Annotated in this window: 14 protein-coding genes and 1 tRNA gene; 7 read left to right on the forward strand and 8 right to left on the reverse strand. The window is 63.7% G+C overall.

Annotated elements, in window-relative coordinates; genetic code table 11:
* Together thrB and rnhA are read left to right on the forward strand one after the other, a co-directional pair.
* On the forward strand, nt 1-987 hold the full coding sequence (gene thrB / locus ACZ1JY_RS06410) for a homoserine kinase (RefSeq protein WP_168903638.1): 987 nt from the start codon (nt 1-3) through the stop codon (nt 985-987).
* Entirely contained in the window at nt 984-1,415 is a 432-nt protein-coding gene (gene rnhA / locus ACZ1JY_RS06415) for a ribonuclease HI (protein WP_118073353.1), read from the forward strand. The genes thrB and rnhA overlap by 4 nt, the downstream gene beginning before the upstream one ends.
* A 70-nt stretch (nt 1,416-1,485) precedes the next feature.
* On the opposite strand, the gene ACZ1JY_RS06420 is transcribed toward rnhA, so the two are convergent.
* The 4 genes from ACZ1JY_RS06420 to ACZ1JY_RS06435 all read right to left on the reverse strand — a co-directional run bounded on the left by ACZ1JY_RS06420 (nt 1,486) and on the right by ACZ1JY_RS06435 (nt 7,561).
* Nucleotides 1,486-2,313: a shikimate dehydrogenase gene (locus tag ACZ1JY_RS06420; RefSeq protein ID WP_465130727.1), complete on the reverse strand. Its 828-nt coding sequence runs from the start codon at nt 2,311-2,313 to the stop codon at nt 1,486-1,488.
* 54 nt (nt 2,314-2,367) lie between these two features.
* Nucleotides 2,368-5,283: a TonB-dependent receptor domain-containing protein gene (locus ACZ1JY_RS06425; protein WP_465130728.1), complete on the reverse strand. Its 2,916-nt coding sequence runs from the start codon at nt 5,281-5,283 to the stop codon at nt 2,368-2,370.
* A gap of 140 nt (nt 5,284-5,423) precedes the next feature.
* Nucleotides 5,424-6,644, reverse strand: coding sequence for an MFS transporter (locus ACZ1JY_RS06430; RefSeq protein WP_465130729.1), 1,221 nt, complete (start codon nt 6,642-6,644; stop codon nt 5,424-5,426).
* A gap of 74 nt (nt 6,645-6,718) precedes the next feature.
* On the reverse strand, nt 6,719-7,561 hold the full coding sequence (locus tag ACZ1JY_RS06435; protein ID WP_346766686.1) for a TetR/AcrR family transcriptional regulator: 843 nt from the start codon (nt 7,559-7,561) through the stop codon (nt 6,719-6,721).
* A 105-nt stretch (nt 7,562-7,666) separates the two neighbouring features.
* Here ACZ1JY_RS06435 and ACZ1JY_RS06440 point away from each other — a divergent pair, with 105 nt between their 5' ends.
* From ACZ1JY_RS06440 to ACZ1JY_RS06460, 5 genes are read left to right on the forward strand one after another with little or no spacing between them, the layout of a single operon-like run.
* Nucleotides 7,667-9,526 carry a bifunctional sugar phosphate isomerase/epimerase/4-hydroxyphenylpyruvate dioxygenase family protein gene (locus ACZ1JY_RS06440; protein WP_465130730.1) on the forward strand — a complete coding sequence of 620 codons (1,860 nt, stop codon included), beginning with the start codon at nt 7,667-7,669 and terminating at the stop codon, nt 9,524-9,526.
* Between the two features lie 8 nt (nt 9,527-9,534).
* Nucleotides 9,535-10,026 (forward strand): DUF3237 domain-containing protein, encoded by a 492-nt coding sequence (locus tag ACZ1JY_RS06445; RefSeq protein ID WP_465130731.1) that lies wholly within the window; start codon nt 9,535-9,537, stop codon nt 10,024-10,026.
* Between the two features lie 35 nt (nt 10,027-10,061).
* A complete protein-coding gene (locus ACZ1JY_RS06450; protein WP_465130732.1) occupies nt 10,062-11,060 on the forward strand; it encodes an alpha/beta hydrolase fold domain-containing protein in 999 nt (332 codons plus the stop codon).
* A complete protein-coding gene (locus tag ACZ1JY_RS06455) occupies nt 11,057-12,616 on the forward strand; it encodes a carboxylesterase/lipase family protein (protein ID WP_465130733.1) in 1,560 nt (519 codons plus the stop codon). Before ACZ1JY_RS06450 ends, ACZ1JY_RS06455 begins: the two co-directional genes overlap by 4 nt.
* Nucleotides 12,616-13,704 (forward strand): hypothetical protein, encoded by a 1,089-nt coding sequence (locus tag ACZ1JY_RS06460; RefSeq protein WP_465130734.1) that lies wholly within the window; start codon nt 12,616-12,618, stop codon nt 13,702-13,704. The genes ACZ1JY_RS06455 and ACZ1JY_RS06460 overlap by 1 nt, the downstream gene beginning before the upstream one ends.
* 103 nt (nt 13,705-13,807) lie before the next feature.
* On the opposite strand, the gene ACZ1JY_RS06465 is transcribed toward ACZ1JY_RS06460, so the two are convergent.
* The 4 genes from ACZ1JY_RS06465 to mltG all read right to left on the reverse strand — a co-directional run bounded on the left by ACZ1JY_RS06465 (nt 13,808) and on the right by mltG (nt 17,006).
* Nucleotides 13,808-13,883, reverse strand: a tRNA-Thr gene (locus tag ACZ1JY_RS06465).
* Between the two features lie 76 nt (nt 13,884-13,959).
* Nucleotides 13,960-15,240 (reverse strand): adenosylmethionine--8-amino-7-oxononanoate transaminase, encoded by a 1,281-nt coding sequence (locus ACZ1JY_RS06470; RefSeq protein ID WP_465130735.1) that lies wholly within the window; start codon nt 15,238-15,240, stop codon nt 13,960-13,962.
* Entirely contained in the window at nt 15,237-15,800 is a 564-nt protein-coding gene (locus ACZ1JY_RS06475) for a 2'-5' RNA ligase family protein (protein WP_465130736.1), read from the reverse strand. The genes ACZ1JY_RS06470 and ACZ1JY_RS06475 overlap by 4 nt, the downstream gene beginning before the upstream one ends.
* Nucleotides 15,801-16,028: 228 nt before the next feature.
* Nucleotides 16,029-17,006, reverse strand: a complete 978-nt coding sequence (mltG, locus tag ACZ1JY_RS06480) for an endolytic transglycosylase MltG (RefSeq protein WP_465130737.1) — start codon at nt 17,004-17,006, stop codon at nt 16,029-16,031.
* Between the last annotated feature and the right edge of the window lie 9 nt (nt 17,007-17,015).

Below are 17,015 nucleotides of genomic sequence, written 5' to 3' on the forward strand. Positions count from 1 at the left end.
ATGGCGGTCTATACCCAGATCGGCGCGGAAGAAATGGCCGCGCTTGTCAACGAATTCGACGTGGGCGCGCTGGTTTCGGCGAAGGGCATTGCCGAGGGCGTCTCCAACTCCAACTGGCTGCTGGAAACCACCGGCAAGGACGGAGGCGGTGCGCGCTTCATCCTGACGATGTACGAATTCCGCATCGAGCTGGAGGACCTGCCCTACTTCCTCTCGCTGCTCGATCATCTGGCCGCCAAGGGCTGCCCGGTGCCGCGCACGATCCATGATCGCGAGGGCGCGCTGTTCCGGCGGCGAGGTGAAAAGGCGCTGGCCCTGATCGAGTTCCTCCCCGGCATTTCGGTGAGCGAGCCGACCGTGGGGCAGGCCCGCGCGGTGGGAGCCGCTCTGGCGCAGATGCATGCAGCTTCGGCGGATTTTGCCGGCTCGCGCGCGAACGGCATGGGCCTTGCCGAATGGCAGCGGCTGTTCGACGCTTGTGGTCCTGACGGGCTGGCGGCGATCGATCCGGAACTGGCGGGGCTGGTGGCCGAGCACATGCCGAAAATCGCCGCAGGTTGGCCACGGGACCTGCCCCGCGCGGTGATCCATGCCGATCTGTTCCCCGATAACGTGCTGATGCTGGGCGACACGGTTACCGGGCTGATCGACTTCTACTTCGCCTGCAACGACCTGATGGCCTACGACGTGGCGGTGACCCACGCGGCGTGGTGCTTCGACGCGACGGGCCGGAACTTCAGCGCCGAGCTCTCGAAGGCGCTGCTAGATGGGTACGAAGCGGTGCGGCCGCTTTCGGCAGAGGAGCGCAGCGCCCTGCCCTTGCTGGCGCAGGGGGCGGCAATGCGCTTTACCTCGAGCCGCGCCTACGACTGGCTCAACACGCCTGCCGATGCGCTGGTCGTGCGCAAGGACCCGATGGCCTTTGCCCGGCGGCTGCAGTTCTATGCCGCAAATCCCGCCATATTCGACAAGGGGGTCTTCGCGTGAAGCACGTCGAGATCTTCACCGACGGCGCGTGCAAGGGCAATCCCGGCAAGGGCGGTTGGGGTGCGCTGCTGCGCATGGGCGAGCATGAGAAGGAAATGGCCGGCTCCGAAAAGGAGACGACCAACAACCGCATGGAGCTGATGGGCGCGATCATGGCGCTGCAGGCCTTGAAGCAGCCCTGCCGGGTGACGCTCCACACTGACAGCAAGTACGTGCTCGACGGCATCACCAAGTGGGTGTTCGGTTGGCAGAAGAAGGGCTGGAAGACGGCCGATAACAAGCCGGTAAAGAACGAGGATCTGTGGCGCGCGCTGGTGGAAGCCGTACGCCCGCACAAGATCGAATGGGTCTGGGTCAAGGGCCACGACGGCCACCCCGAGAACGAGCGGGTGGACAAGCTCGCCAGCGACGCGGCAGTGGCGGCCTGAAGGTTCCACGGGAACGCACCATACCGTTTGCCCGCCCCCGGCATCTGGCACGCGCGCTGCGGCCTTCGCGTTACCCGAGGCTGGACGCCATTCTGCTTCTGTCCGCAACGTGGCCAGTGATGATCTCGAAAGCACGGGCCGCCTGTCCAATGACCATGCCGATACCATTGATGGTGCGGCAGCCCCGCTGTCTGGCCAGGCGCAGCAATTCCGTCTCGGGTGGGAAGTAGATGATGTCGGCGACCCAATGCCGTGCTTCGACGGCCGCTTCGCCAATCGGCATGCCAGGTTTGCCGTTCATGCCGATGGGCGTGGCGTTGACGATACCGTCGGCAACCGCCGTCTCGACCGCATCGGGAGTACGGGCGATGATCCGGGCCGAGATGAAGCGTGACGCCAGATCCTCGGCCAGAAGCCTTGCGCGGTCCTCATCCACATCGACCAGTTGCAGCGTGCCGACACCCAGCGAGAGCAGGGCATTGGCGACGGCGGCCCCTGCCCCTCCTGCGCCTAGCTGGACCACGTTGCCCAGAGCAACGCCCGGCAATCCCTCGGCAACGGAATCCCGGAAGCCGGCCATGTCGGTATTGAAGCCGTAGAGCTTGCCATTGCGGATGGACACGGTGTTGACTGCGCCCACGGAAACCGCAGTCTCGTCAAGTTCGTCAAGCAGCGAGACGACGGCCTGCTTGAACGGATAGGTCACATTGAAACCGCTGTAGCCCTGATCCTGCAGGCGCTTCAGGACCAGCGGGAGATCGCTGTCAGCCCATCCCCGCGCGGAAAAATCGTAAAGATCATAGCGCAAGGCCATGCCCTGCGCCTGTGCTTCCTTCTCGTGCAGCTCGGGCGAGCGCGAAGCGAGGATCGAACGTCCAAGAAGGCCGGAAAGGATCATTTGTGCCTTCGAAAAGTGTCCCGGCACCACGGGGATGCCGGGACATAGGGTGGATCAGAAGTTTACGCGGGCGCCAAGGTAGAACGAGCGCCCGATCGGATCGTAGAGCGCAACGTCCGTTCCGTTCTGCGAGCTCGCCACGAAGGGCAGGCCGCGGTCGAACAGGTTGTTCACGCCGGCGCGGAATTCGATCGACTTGTTGACGCGGACGGTGCCGAACATGTCCCACAGCGCATAGGCACCCACGCCGACCTGGGCAGTCGCCGGTGTCAGGACCGAGGTCGTGTCCTTCATCGCGCTCTGGTAGCGCCAGCGCAGGCCCAGCGTGGTGGCGTCAGAACGGTAGCCGAAGCTGGTGACCGACTTCCATTTCGGCGTTGCGCGCGGCGGAAGGCTGCTGACGCCTGCCGCACCGTTGCTGATGCCGGTGTAATCAAGTTCTGCCGCACCGGGGATCAGCTGCAGCTTGTACTTGTGCAGCCAGCCCACGGCAGCGTTGACGAACAGACGACCGCTGTCGCCACGCAGGATCGGTGAGGGCACCGTCCAGTTCACTTGCGCCTCGACGCCATCAGTCTTGACCGAGCCGAGGTTGAGGAACGGCGTGGCGACGTTGACCAGCTGACCCGAGTTGTCACGCGAGAGCAGGCCGCAATAGAGGTTGGTCTTGTCGTAGCTGGGGTTCGAGCCATCGAGGTTGAAGCACTTCGACAGCACCGTCAGGCCCGGCACCGTCGAGATCACGTTCTTGACCGAGATGTTGTAGTAATCGACCGACAGCGTGAAGTCGGACAACAGCCCGCTCTGGAATGGCGAGTTGAGCACGAAGCCGAAATTGTAGGTATCGGCACGCTCGGGCGTGAGGTTGGTGTTGCCCGAAACGAGCTGACCGGTGGCTGTGGTCGGGAAGGTGTAGCTGGAGATTGCTGCCTGCGGGATGCCCTGCGCCACGCAGAGATCGGCCACCTTTGCACCGTTCGCCCCGGTGCGGGCGGTGGAGCGGACGTCGCACGGATCACCGAGCGCACCCGGGGGCGTGCCGATCACCAGCTGGTTGCCCTGCTGCGGCGAGAACAGCTCGCCGATGTTGGGCGCACGCACCGCGCGCTGGTAGCTACCACGGAACAGCAGCGGTTCCACCGGCTTCCAGCGGGCATCGACTTCATAGCTGGTAACGCCGCCGGTGACCGAATAGTCCGAGTAACGGACCGCGCCGCCGATGCCGAATTCCTGGATGAACGGCTTGTCGGCGATCAGCGGAACGTCAACCTGCGCAGCAAATTCCTTCACGGAGATGCGACCCGAGGCGGGCTGCGAGGCAATCACGGATTCAATGTTCTGGGCGCGAAGATCGCTGTCGGGAATGTAGTTGTAGTTGTTCTTGCGATACCCGGCGACGAAAGCGATCTGGGCTGGCCCGGCGCCGAGATCGAACAGCTTGCCGTTGACCTGCAGCTGGGCCTGCGTCTGCGAGAGCTTCTCCTTAGAGAAGGCGGTCTTGGTGATGTAATCGACGCAAGCCTGCGACAGCGAGCGGGCGTTGGCATCGCCGAAGATATTGAAGCCGCCGGTGCACAGCGAACGACCGCCGTCTGCTGCGTTCAGCAGGGTCTGGACGCGGCTCTTGACCACGGCATCGTTGAGCTGCTGGTCATGAACCGACTGGTCGTAGGAAGCATAGAGATCGAACGACCAGCCCGAGGTGATGTCCCCCTTCACGCCGGCCATGTACTGCTGGACGACGTAGTTCTCGTCCCAGTTCTTGTAGGGCACGCCAACGTAGCGGCCGTTCCAGGTGAACGGTGCGTTCGGGTTCGGACGCGAGGCGAGAATCGTTGCCAGGTCCTGCGGAATGAACGGGTTGGTGACCGGGATGGTAGTCAGCGAACCGAACTGGGTAAGGCTGCCGCCCGATGCAGTCTTGACCGAAAGGTCGACGTACATGAACTGGCCATAGGCGGTCAGGCCGGGGGTCAGTTCGTAGTCCGCCTTGACGAAAGCGGTCTTGCGCTTGAGGCCGTTGGCGAAATCGATCTGCTGGCCAACCGGCATGCGCACATTGTTGCCGACGATCAGATAACCGTTCGAGCCGTTCGGACCCTTGTAGTTGCGCGCGCCGGTCTGGGTGAACAGCGTACGGTCGTTGTTGAAGCCGAGGTTCAGCAACTGGAAGTTGGCGGGCAGATTGGTGACGCCATAGCCCGCGAATACGGCCGAGACGACCGCCGCGTCAGGAGCATTGGTCGCGCTCGGCACGAAGGTGCCGTTGCCGATGAACGATGACGGGGTCTTGTCGAAGAAGAAGTCGCGCGTCGAGCCGTTCACCTGGTCCTGATGAGCATAGCTGAAGGCGGCCATGACATGGCCGCGGTCTTCGGCAAAGCTGGAGCCAAAGGCGAGCGAGCCGTTGAACTTGTAGGCATCGCCGCGGTCGCTGATTGCGTTCTGCACGTCCATACGCACGCCGTCGAATGCACGCTGGGTCTTGAAGTTGACTACGCCCGAAATCGCGTCGGAACCATAGATTGCCGAAGCGCCGCCGGTGATGATGTCGACCCCGCCCATGATGGATTCGGGCAGGATGTTGATGTCGACGTTGCCGTTGATGTCGGACAGCGGCAGGCGCTTGCCATCAAGCAGCACGAGGTTGCGGTTCGTGCCGAGGCCGTGGAGGTTGACCGACGCGCGGCCACCCGTGCCCTGCCCGCCGGTGTTGGCATTGCCTGCCGTGGTGAAGCTTGGAAACTGGTTCAGCGCGTCCTGCAGGTTGACCTGCCCGGTCTCCTTGAGCGCGGCCTCGCCAACCGAGACGATCGGGCTGACGGCGGTGTTGTTCGGGCGCGCGATCAGCGAGCCGGTAACAACGATCTCCTTGGCATCGACCGGCGCTTCAGCAGCCTGATCGCCTGCACCATTCTGGGCCGCTTCCTGTGCGAGCGCAGGCGCGGAGAGCGCAGCAGCTACGGTCAACAGGGACGCGGAAAACGCAAGGCGAGTGCCCCTCAAATTCATGGTCATCCTCCTCCAGGGGCAGCTGGATTCGCCGCCCTTCACCGGGGGTCCATTTATGTGACGAACTAGTCCCTGTCAAATAACTTGTGACTGGTTAGTTACACTTTGTGTCGTTCAACCAGAAAGGCAGCGGCCGCGCAGATCAGCAAGGGCACGCAGTATGCCGCGAAAAGTGCAGGTAATGGTGCGTTTGCCGCCATGAGATAGCCGCCGAGCATCGGGCCGATCACGGCACCGCCACGGCCGACGCCGATGGCCCAGCCCACGCCGGTTGCGCGCACCTCTCCGGGGTAGGCGCCTGCCGCAATCGGCCAGACGCCGTTATATCCGCCCTGCAGCAGGACCCCGATCAGGAAGGCGACGACCAGCGTGAGCCATACCGGCATCGTGACAGACCCGAACACGACCATCGCCACGCCTGCCCCGGTCAGCATTGCCGGAACGAGCTTTCCCAGTGGTACGCGCAAGGCAAGAAAACTCATTGCCATGGTGCCCACGAACGCACCGAGATTGTAGAGCGCGCCCGCATAGATACCGTTGGTTTCCGAAAGCCCCGCCGCGATGGCGAGCTTGGGGATCCAGCTGACGATGAAATAAAGCACCATCAGCCCGAAGAACACCGCGCACCACAGCGCGACGGTCCGCGCGCGCAGTTGGTCGGCAAAAAGGTGGCCGACCTTGCCCGCCGATCCTCGCCCTTCTCCGGCACTGGGCTGCCCATGCGGGAGAACCAGCCACGCTGCCGGGAGCAGTGCAACAGTGAGCAGTGCAGCGCCCAGAAGCATGGCCTGCCAGCCATGGATCGGAAGCGCCTGTGCCACGATCAGTCCGGTAAACACGGCCGCAAACGGATACCCCGCCTGGACCACGCCGACCGCGAGATTGCGTTGCGTGGGCGGCGCACTTTCGGCAGCCAGCGCCGCCATCGCCGCAAGGACCGTGCCGATTCCCGACCCGACAATCACGCGCATCGCAAAGAGCACAGGCACGCTTGGCGCGAAACTGCTGGCAAACATGCCGAGCGACATCAGGCACAGCGCGGCAAGGATGACAGCGCGCCGCCCCAGCTGGTCCGCAAGCGGAGCGATGAACATTCCGCCGATCGCCATCCCGATCAGCCCGGCGCTGAACAGGTTGCCCATCGTTGCGGAATCGATGGCCCATTCCGCCTGCAAGCGGGGCGCGATGAACGACAGGATCGTGACGTCAACCCCATCCGCCATATTGATCGCAAAGCACAGCGCGACGATTCCGAGCGCCTTTCGCGTCCACGATTCAGGGCCATCCGCGCTCTCGGCGCCAGTGGGGGGAAGTGCCATTCGTCCTCTCCTTTTAGCGCAAGGGCAGACGTCCGGCCGATCCATGGGTGAGCAGCAAAGTGCTGCCCAGCAGGTCAGTCCTTTTTCGTCACCCAGGCCAGAATGATGTCCGCCACCTGCCCGGCCCGACGCTCGATTGCATCGGGGCTGGTCATGTCCACCCCGAAGTTGTGCGCGAAGGTGAACTGGTTGGAGACGTTGTAGAAGCTCAATGCGGTCAGGTTGAGGTGGAGGTCGACCGGGTCGATGCCCTCACGGAACACACCCTCCGCCTGCCCACGCGCGATAATGCTCTCGAGAATGCCGATGACCTTGCGGTTGCCCTGCGGCAGGCCCTCGATCTGCTTGAGATGTTCGGCGCGATGGATGTTCTCGTTCATCACCAGCCGCACCAATTCGGGATGGCGTGCGTGATAGCGCACGTCATGCTCGATCAGGCGGCGCAGGGCATCGCTGGCACTGCCGCTCTCGATGTCGACTTCGGCCTCGCTCTCGCGCACGCGGGCATAGGCGCGCTGAAGCACCGCACGGTAGAGCTCGTCCTTGCCCTCGAAATAGTAGTAGATCTTGCGCTTGGTCGCCTTGCCCGCAATTTCGTCGATCCGCGCCCCGGCGAGGCCCTTTTCCACGAACTCGTTGGTCGCGATGTCGATGATCTGGTTGATCGCCTGCTCGCGGCTTTCCGCGCGGCTACGGCGGGCCGGCTTCGCGCTCTGCTCTGCGGTGGCATCTGTTTCGGGCAAGGTGGCATTCTCCGCGACTGGCGTCGGGTGCAGCAGCTTCGCCTGAAGCGCCCGCCCCGTATCGCGCGATGCTAGCGCCATTTCCGACTGCGGTCTGCCCATGACGCGGCGCGCGCGCGGGTTTTCCCCACCCGTCACCGCCGCTCCGGCCGCCGCATCGGAATTTCCTTTCACAATCCTCCCCTTGCGCCCAAACCGCATTTGTGTAACGAACTAGTCCCTAACATTTAGATATGTCAACCTCGCAAGAGTCGGGGCGCCGGAGAGCCTGAAGCCGCCATGAAGACGTCAATCGCCACGGTTTCGATCAGCGGCACGCTCGATGCCAAGCTGCAGGCCATCGCTGCTGCCGGATATGACGGGGTCGAAATCTTCGAGAACGACCTGCTCTCCACACACTTCTCGGCGCGCGACATCTCGAGCATGATGGCCGACCTCGGCCTTGCCTGCACCATGTTCCAGCCGTTCCGCGATCTCGACGGCTTGCCCGAACCGCAGCGCACCCGCGCCTTCGATCGGCTCGAGCGCAAATTCGATGTCATGCAAGAGCTTGGCACCGACCTCCTCCTGCTCTGCTCAAGCTGCTCACCGATTGCTTCAGCCGACAGAGCCATGACCATCGCCGACCTTCACGAGGCAGGAGAGCGCGCTGCGGCGCGCGGCCTGCGCATCGGCTACGAGGCGCTGGCGTGGGGGCGCCATGTCAACGATCACCGCGATGCCTGGAGCATCGTTCGCGATGTTGACCACCCCTCGATCGGCCTGGTCCTCGACAGCTTCCACTCGCTTTCGCGCCGCATACCCTCCTCCAGCATCGGCGATATCCGCGCCGACAAGCTGTTCATCGTGCAAGTGGCCGACGCCCCGGTGCTCGACATGGACCTGCTACAGTGGAGCCGCCATTTCCGCTCGATGCCCGGCCAGGGCGATTTTCCGCTGGACGAGTGGGCCGATGCCATCCGCAAGATCGGCTACCAGGGCTACTGGAGCCTCGAGATCTTCAACGACCGCTTTCGCGCCGGTTCGGCGAGCGGTGTGGCGCTGGATGGCTATCGCTCGCTCCGCCTCCTTGAAGGCGGCATCACCAAGCCGTCCGCCTCTGCGTCGGCACTGCCTGCGCGCGTGAGCACAACGGGCGTCGAGTTTATCGAATTTGCCGCAAGCCACGAAGAAGCCGAAGCGCTGGGCGCGATGCTCCGTCCCCTCGGCTTCCGGCCCGCCGCGCGGCATCGCAGCAAGGATGTCACCCGCTGGACGCAAGGCGGGGCGAGCATCGTCGTCAACTGCGAACCCGAAGGCCTCGCACACAGCTTCGACATGGTCCACGGCGCTGCCGTTTGCGCACTGGGTCTAACGGTGCCCGACGTTTCCGCCGCCCTCGCCCGCGCCGATTTCCTTCGCATCCCGCGGTTCGAGCAGGCAGTCGGCCCCGATGAGTGGCCCATCCCGAGCGTGCGCGGCGTTGGCGGCAGCCTGATCTACCTCGTCGACAAAGCCAGCCGAGAGGCAATGTGGGCACATGAGTTCCCCCACGCGCTCGAACCCGAAGCCGCGCCGCTGCTGACTGGCATCGACCACATCGCACAGACCATGCAGTACGAGGAATTCCTCAGCTGGCTGCTATTCTACGTCGCCCTGCTCGATGTCGAGAAGACACCGCAGCTGGAGATCGCCGATCCGATGGGGCTCGTGCAAAGCCAGGCTGTGGAGAATGCCGACCGTTCAGTGCGCTTCACGCTCAACGGTTCTCTCGCCAGCCAGTCGCTCACTTCGCGCTTCGTGCAGAACTACTTCGGCGCAGGCGTGCAGCACATCGCTTTTGCCACCACGGATGTCTTCGCCGTGGCCGAAGCCGCCCAGGCCGATGGTCTGCCGATGCTGGAAATCCCGCGCAACTATTACGACGACCTTGAAGCACGCTGGGGCCTCGATCCCGCTCTGATCGAGCGGATGGCCCGGCTCGGCATACTATACGACTGCGACGGCGAAGCGGAATACTTCCAGTTCTACAGCCGCGCCTTTGCCCGCCGCGTGTTCTTCGAAGTGGTCGAGCGCCGTGGATACGCGGGATACGGTGCAGCCAATGCACCGATCCGCCTTGCCGCACAAGCCCGGCACAAACCCGAATATCTTGGTTGAGGACTCCGATGCGCCCGATCGCCCTACTCGCCGCTCTCTCGCTCATTGCACCAGTCAGCGCCCAAGCCACGGAACCTTTGCTTGCATTCGCGTTCGAGGAAACGGTGACGCTCGATGCCGACGTGCCTGTTGGCCAGACCTCGCTTGGCACGCGCAACATCGTACCCATCACCGGGGGCACGTTCGAAGGGCCCGGTCTTCGCGGCACGATCATGGGCGGGGGCTGGGACTGGCAATTGCGGCGGGCCGATGGCTGCCTGCAGATCAAGGCGGACTATATGTTGCGCACCGATGATGGGGCAGTCATCAATGTCGTCAACACCGGCGTCAGCTGTCGCGCCAAGGACCCCAAGGCGGTTGTCCGCACCCACCCCGTCTTCGAGGCACCGCAGGGCAAATACGACTGGCTCTCGCAAGGCTGCTTCATCGGCACGCTCGATCCGGTGAGCCTTCCCGGCGGCAAGCGCGCGGTGCGGATCCGCTTCTACCGCGTCACCTGATCGCCCAACGACAACAAGATCAAGGAGAGGACAAGATGGCCCGTTTCACCCCGCTGCTGGCGCTCGCCTGCGCCACACTCGTCACCGCTCCCGCCTGTGCGAAGGCGCCCAGCGAGCGCCAGGTCCCGGTCAACCCCGAGCCCTCGATGGCCGACAAGTTCCCGCAAGTGCCCGTCGCCTTCCCCGGCGGGGTCAAGGCGTGGCGCGACGTGACCTATCAGGTCAATCCCGGCTACCGCCCGCAGATCGTCGACATCTATGTGCCCGCCGGCAAGGGCCCGCATCCGCTGGTGCTTTACATCCATGGCGGTGGCTGGATGGGCGGCCACACCCGCCAGTCTGGCGCCTTCGACGACTTCCCGAAGATGCTCGCCGCCTTCGCCGCCGAAGGGTTTACCGTGGCCAGCGTCGAATACCGCCTCTCGGGCGAAGCCACCTTCCCGGCGCAAGCGAAAGACGTCTTCGCCGCCGTGCGTTTCCTTCGCCAGAACGCCGGGCAGTATCACATTGACCCGGCCCGCGTCGGTGTGTTTGGCGGTTCTGCAGGCGGTCATCTGGCAGCGCTTGCCGGCCTTGCCTGTACCGGTGGCAAGATCGACGCCACGCTGGATCCCGCTTCTGCCGAGGATCCCTGCGTCCAGGCCACCGCCGCATGGTACGGAATCTACGATTTCGCGACGATGCCGCGCATCACCCAGAAGGATTCCGCCGAACAGCGCCTGCTCGGCTGCAAGGACGGGGCGTGTGCTCCCGAGGCAATCCGCGCCGCCAGCCCGATCACGTACGTCGATGCGAAGGATCCTCCGTTTCTCCTGCTTCACGGTGTTGACGACAAGGTCGTGCCCGTCGCGCAGTCGCACCAACTCGAGGCCGCGCTGAAGTCTGCCGGCGTGCCGGTCAGCGCAACCTATTACTCGGCCACCGACCACAGCTTCATGGGCCAGACGCCCGACGACACCCGCAAAACTTCGATCAAGGCGATGAATGCCACTTTCGATTTCTTCCACGACAAGCTGGGAGTGGCGCGCAAGTGATCCGCAAGCTGATCGCGGCGCTGCTCCTCGCCGTAGCACCTCCGGCTCTGGCCGAACCAATCGCCGTCGACGGGGGGCAGATCGAAGGCGTCACCCTTGCCTCCGGCGTCGAGGCCTGGCTCGGCGTGCCCTTTGCCGCGCCCCCCTTGCGTGACCTGCGCTGGAAGGCGCCGCAGCCGGTGCAGCCGTGGCAAGGCGTGCTCCACGCTGATCGCTTCGCGCCGGAATGCCTGCAACCCTTGCGCGGCGCATTGCAGAACCACTACTTCGGCAACGAAGCGACCAGCGAGGATTGCCTCTACCTCAATATCTGGGCGCCGAAGAATGCCGCCAAGGCTCCGGTCGTGGTGTGGATTTACGGCGGCGGATTCAATATCGGCTCGGCTTCGATGGCCAACTACTCCGGCGAGCCACTGGCACGCGATGGAGTGGTCCGGGTCAACCTGGCCTACCGCGTCGGTGCGCTGGGCTTCCTGGCCCATCCAGGCCTTACCGCCGAAGCCGGGGCTTCGGGCAACTATGGCCTGATGGACCAGATCGCGGCGCTGCAATGGGTTCAGCGCAACATCGCCAGGTTCGGCGGCGATCCTGCCAATGTCACGATTGTCGGCCAATCGGCCGGGGCGATGTCAGTCTCGTTGCTGCAGGCGTCGCCGCTGGCCAAGGGCCTCTTCGCGAAGGCCGTGGCGATGAGCGGCAGCGCCTTTGGCGGGATGCTCGGCCCGGTGTCGCTGGCCAAGGCCGAAAAACAAGGCCTTGCCCTGCAGCAGGAATTGGGAGCGGCCTCGCTCGCCGAACTGCGCGCCCTGCCCGGTGACCGCATTGTCGCCGCGACGACACGGCGCGATCCCGTCGTCCGCGATGGCAAGGTCGTCACCGGCTCCAACGAAGAGGTTTTCGCCGCACGTCAGCAGTCCGACATCCCAGTACTGATCGGCTACACCCGCGACGAGAGCTTTCGTCCCTTCGCACCTGTGGAGAACAGCCTTGGTCTCGCTACGGCTGTGCGCGAACGCTATCCCGCGAGCGCCGATGCAATCCTGAAGGCATATGCTGCAAGCGGTCCGCGCGCCGCCACCGACATCGCGCGCGATGGCACGGTCGGCCTGCAGATGGGCGACTGGGCGCTGGCACAGCGCAAGTCCGGCACCGCGCCTGCCTACGCTTACCTGTTCACGCGCCGGCAGCCTTATGCACCGGGAATCGTCTTCAGCGATCACGATCCGGCCACGGCCGGTGCTTACCACACCGGCGACGTGCCCTATTGGCTGCGCACGCGCGATGCCCTGAACCTGTTCCGCGCCACCCGCATCTGGGAACCGGCCGACCAGTCTCTCGAAAACGAAATGGCCGGCGCGCTGCTGTCCTTCGCCCGCACCGGCGTGCCACTTAGCGCCACGATCGGCGCCTGGCCTGCCTTCAACCCGGACCGCCCGCAACTTGTCTGGCTGGGGGAAAAATCGTCGGTGGTGACCTGGCCGCATCTAGCGGACTTCACCTTGCTGCGGGGCGGCAAGACGCCAACCCGCCCGGCAACCTCTCGGCCAAGGGACTGATGCGCCCATTCTTCCGGTCCTTCTGCGCGGCGATCGCGGCACTGCTCGCCTCCGCATCCGCGCGGGCGCAGCCTGCTGACTGCAGCGCGGATGCAGAACTCACCTATGTGTGCGGCCTGCAGAAGCCGGAGGATTTACTGGCCCTGCCCGGCACCTCATGGCTGGTCGTGAGCGGATTTGCCAAAGGCGGCGGCCTGAAGCTTGTCGACGCCCGGGCACGATCCTACCGACAATGGTACACCGGCGACGAAAGCCAGCTTGCCCACGACGCGGAAGCCTTCCCCGATTGCCCGGGCCCGCCGGACCCTGCATTGTTCAACACCCGCGGTCTGTCATTGCGCCCCTTGGCGGTCGGCCATTTCCGCCTGCTTGTGGTCAACCACGGCGGGCGGGAATCGATCGAGGCATTCGATGTCTTGATCGAGCAGGGCAAGGAGCCCAACCTGCAGTGGCGCGGTTGCGCGGCCATGCCTGCAGGACAGGTCGGCAACAGCGTGGCGCAGTTCGCGGATGGGACAATGCTGGTCACCGTCCTCACGCGGCCCGGCACCTCCATTGGCGATTTCATGCTCGGTCGCAGGACTGGCGCCGTCTGGCAGCGTAGTCCCGGCAAACGGAATTTCCGGCTCCTGCCCGGCACGGACCTTCCCGGCAACAACGGCATAGAGATCGATCCCGACCAGCGCCGCTTCTATGTCGTGTCCTTCGGATGGCACGCCGTGGTCGTCTTTGACCGTAAAGACACCCGCCGCCCCCTCGCCCGCATCACTGCGCCCGATTTCATGCCCGATAACATTCACTGGACCGGAGGACGCCTCCTGCTTGCCGGAATGCGGCTAGACGAACCGGCCTGCGGCGGCTTGCGCAAGGTCGTGAACGGAGAGGCAGACCCTATGCTCTGCAAGCGAGGCTGGGTCGTCGGCGAGGTCGACGCAAGCGCCGGACGCATTGCCAGTTTCGCCTATGGCACTCCGCGCCAGTACTTCAACGGCCTGTCGGCAGCCGCCTTGGTGGGACAAGAACTCTGGCTCGGTTCCTTCCAGAGCGAACGGTTGGGATTCACAGAAAGGTCCCAGGGCCCGAGATAGATGTGAGCTGTTTTTGCGACAGCCAGCCTGACCGCATCACATCTTGCAATGGCCCATTTGCACCTTGCCGATGATTTTCCTTGGGAAAGCACCTTAAAGAAGGTGGTGCCGCTTACGTGACTCGAACACGTGACCCCATCATTACGAATGATGTGCTCTACCAACTGAGCTAAAGCGGCGTGCCTCTTGGGCAGGGGCGCCGTTTAGCCAGCACCTGGGTGCTAGGCAACCCTTTTTCGCCGGTGCCGGATCGATTCAAGTTGCCCGGTCGGCGCTCCATTCGCTGACAGCCGAAACCATGGCGTTGGCGATGTGCGCAACATCCTCCTCGCTGGCGATGAGCGGGGGCGTGGTGTACAGGATATCGCGGAACGGACGAAGCCAGACACCGCTTGAAATGCAGCTTGCGGACAGGCGATCGGCGGGCGCAGGACCATCCAGCTGGATCACGCCGATGGCACCGCGCACACGCACGTCCCTTACCCCAGGCAAAGCGCGGGCAGGTTCGAGCAACGTCTGGAGTTGCCGACCGATCGCGCTGGCTTGAGCCAGACGCGGCTCCTGTTCGAAAAGATCAAGCGAAGCATTGGCGGCAGCGCAACCCAGGGCATTGCCCATGTAGGTCGGCCCATGCATCAGCGCATGCATCGGATCGTCGGACAGGAAACCTTCGTGAATGCGCCGACTTGCGATCGTGGCGGCAAGCGGCAGGCTCCCGCCGGTCAAGGCCTTCGACAATGTGACAATGTCAGGCTGCACGCCGGCGATCTCACAGGCGAACATCGCATCGCCAAGTCGCCCGAGCCCCACGAAGATTTCATCGAAGATCAGCAGGAGTTCGTGCGCATCGGCAAGGCGACGCAGCGCGTGCAATGTAAACGGATCGTGAAACACCATGCCGCCCGCGCCCTGCACCAAGGGCTCGACAACAATGCCGGCAAGATCATGGCCATGACGATCTAGCAGTTCGCCAAGCGCAGCCTCTTCCGCAGGATCTGTTGGGAGGTTGACCACGATCTGATCGAGCAATGCCCCCTTGAACAGGCTGTGCATGCCTTCATCCGGATCGCAAACGCTCATCGTTGCAAAAGTGTCCCCGTGATAGCCGCCTTTGAAGCAGAGGAACTTCACTCGGCGCCGTCCGCGATTGAGCCAATATTGCGAAGCCATCTTCATTGCGACTTCGACTGCGACCGAGCCGGAATCGCTGAAGAACACGTGGTCCAGATCGCCGGGCAGCAATGCAGCGAGCCGCCGCGCGAGGGTATAGGCCTGCTCGTGGGCCAGACCGCCGAGCATGACATGGGGCAGCGTTTCTAGCTGGCGGCGCACCGCTTCTTCGATGTGGGGATGGCGGTAGCCATGGACGCAGGCCCACCAGCTGGAAATGCCATCTATCAGTTCCCTTCCGTCGGACAGACGAAGTCGAGTACCGGCCGCCGAAGCCACCGGAAGCGGCGCTCTGGCAGTTTGCATCTGGGTGTACGGGAGCCACACATGCTTCCGACCCGTGTCGAACCAGTCTGGGGCGGTCATGTGACTGTCCTTGTCCTCTTGAGTCTGTGCTGAGGGGCCGCTCGGAAGGGCCAGCGTCCGGTCGCCTCCCATGGCCCGCCCAGATAACGGTGCAGCGCCAGTCCGGCAAAGGCAAAGCGGGACGGCTCGAAATTGCTTGTCAGCAGCTTTTGCAATGCGCGCGCTTCGCCTTGCGAGACCTTGTTCTGGACGGTCACATGGAGACGGGGGCGATGGCTGTCCTGCAACGTCAGCATTCCATGAAAGTGCTCGGCAATCGCATCGCGCAAGGCGCTCATGGCAGGGCTTTCGATCAGGAACGCGGTGCCTGTGCCAAGATCCATGACCTGCCGCACCTGCGCATCGATTGGCGGCGTGGAGCTTGCCATCCGGGACAGCAGATCGCGCGCCTCCGCCTCAACCTGCGGGGGCAGGGAATGGAACAACGTGACGTGCGCTGCGATCCAGTTGCGCTCTGCGGGAAAGTGGGCGCGGCGCAGACGGTCGAACCGGGCCTGCAAGTCTGGCGGCAGGGTAGCTGTCACCACCAGCGGAGCTGTTCGGAAAGAAGGCGAGACCACGTCGTCTGCCTGAGCAACATTCACAGTTATTTCAAGTGGATTGGAGAAGTGGGAACATTCGGCAAAGTCGAAACGGCGGCATGCGCCCGCTGCCCGGCACAGCCGGAATGTTCCCTGGATACTGGAGAAGCAAGCTCCTCCCGTGCCTCCGGTGTGTACACCTAAGCGATGTCACTTAAGAATGGAAGAACCCATGACTAACGCAAATCCTGCCGGAATGGCGCGGTATCACAGGTCGCCGCGTGCCTTCCGCAGGGCGAACCATTTGGCAACATTGGCATTATGCTGTTGCAAGGTGTCCGCAAAGACGTGACCGCCGGTCCCATCGGCAACCATGAATAAAGCATCCGTTTCGGCAGGATCCAGCACCGCAGCGATCGAATCGCGTCCAGGATTGGTGATCGGTCCCTTTGGCAGGCCTACCATCGTGTAGGTGTTGTACCCGTTCACCGCCTGGATTTCGGATTGGCGAATACGCCGGCCGAGCGGCTTGCCCTTCGTGATCGGGTAGATGATCGTCGGATCGGCCTGCAGCAACATGCCCTTGCGCAAACGGTTGGAGTAGAGCCCGGCAACCATGCGACGCTCTTCAGGCTTGCCGGTTTCCTTCTCGACGATCGAGGCGAGGATCAGGGCTTCCTGCGGCGTCTTGGCGACAGTCCGTGCAGTGCGCTTGGCCCAAAGCTCGGCCAGCGTCTTGTCCATTGCTGCTTGCATCCGCTTGAGCACTGCGGCGCGTGGTTCGCCCTTTTGCCAATCGTAGCTGTCCGGCAGGACCGAGCCTTCCTCGGGAGCCGAAATCTCGCCGGTCAGGTCCTTGTTGGCTGACAGGCGCTCTGCCACGAGGATCGACGGCATGCCTTCTGGAATGGTGATCAGGCGGCGGATGACCTTGTCACCCTTGAGGATTTCGAGAACCGTCGCTTCGCTGGCCCGCTTGGGGATCAGAAAAGAACCCGCCTTGATCTCAGTGCCGCCGCCGAGCAGCTTTGCCCGCAGCTTGAACAGCATGGCCGAACCGATCGCGCCTTGTGCCTGCAGATCATCGGCCAGCAGGCTCAGTCCCTCGCCTTCGCCGACATCGAATTCGAGCTGCTTCTCGAGCGGGCCGGACGCATACCAGCCACTGACCAGCCACGCCGCAGCGGCCAGAAGGACGAAGGCTGCCGCAAACAGCGGCAGCCTTGATCGACGACGGCGGGCCATCGCTTGCGT

This window comes from Novosphingobium sp. BL-A-41-Hi4B-X5A, from assembly GCF_055521705.1.

What these genes read in the sequence shown, in the direction of transcription:
- thrB (WP_168903638.1), top strand. Translation starts at nt 1, where the DNA reads ATGGCGGTCTATACCCAGATCGGCGCGGAAGAAATGGCCGCGCTTGTC.
- ACZ1JY_RS06420 (WP_465130727.1), bottom strand. Translation starts at nt 2,313, where the DNA reads ATGATCCTTTCCGGCCTTCTTGGACGTTCGATCCTCGCTTCGCGCTCG.
- ACZ1JY_RS06430 (WP_465130729.1), bottom strand. Translation starts at nt 6,644, where the DNA reads ATGGCACTTCCCCCCACTGGCGCCGAGAGCGCGGATGGCCCTGAATCG.
- ACZ1JY_RS06440 (WP_465130730.1), top strand. Translation starts at nt 7,667, where the DNA reads ATGAAGACGTCAATCGCCACGGTTTCGATCAGCGGCACGCTCGATGCC.
- ACZ1JY_RS06445 (WP_465130731.1), top strand. Translation starts at nt 9,535, where the DNA reads ATGCGCCCGATCGCCCTACTCGCCGCTCTCTCGCTCATTGCACCAGTC.
- ACZ1JY_RS06450 (WP_465130732.1), top strand. Translation starts at nt 10,062, where the DNA reads ATGGCCCGTTTCACCCCGCTGCTGGCGCTCGCCTGCGCCACACTCGTC.
- ACZ1JY_RS06460 (WP_465130734.1), top strand. Translation starts at nt 12,616, where the DNA reads ATGCGCCCATTCTTCCGGTCCTTCTGCGCGGCGATCGCGGCACTGCTC.
- ACZ1JY_RS06470 (WP_465130735.1), bottom strand. Translation starts at nt 15,240, where the DNA reads ATGACCGCCCCAGACTGGTTCGACACGGGTCGGAAGCATGTGTGGCTC.
- mltG (WP_465130737.1), bottom strand. Translation starts at nt 17,006, where the DNA reads ATGGCCCGCCGTCGTCGATCAAGGCTGCCGCTGTTTGCGGCAGCCTTC.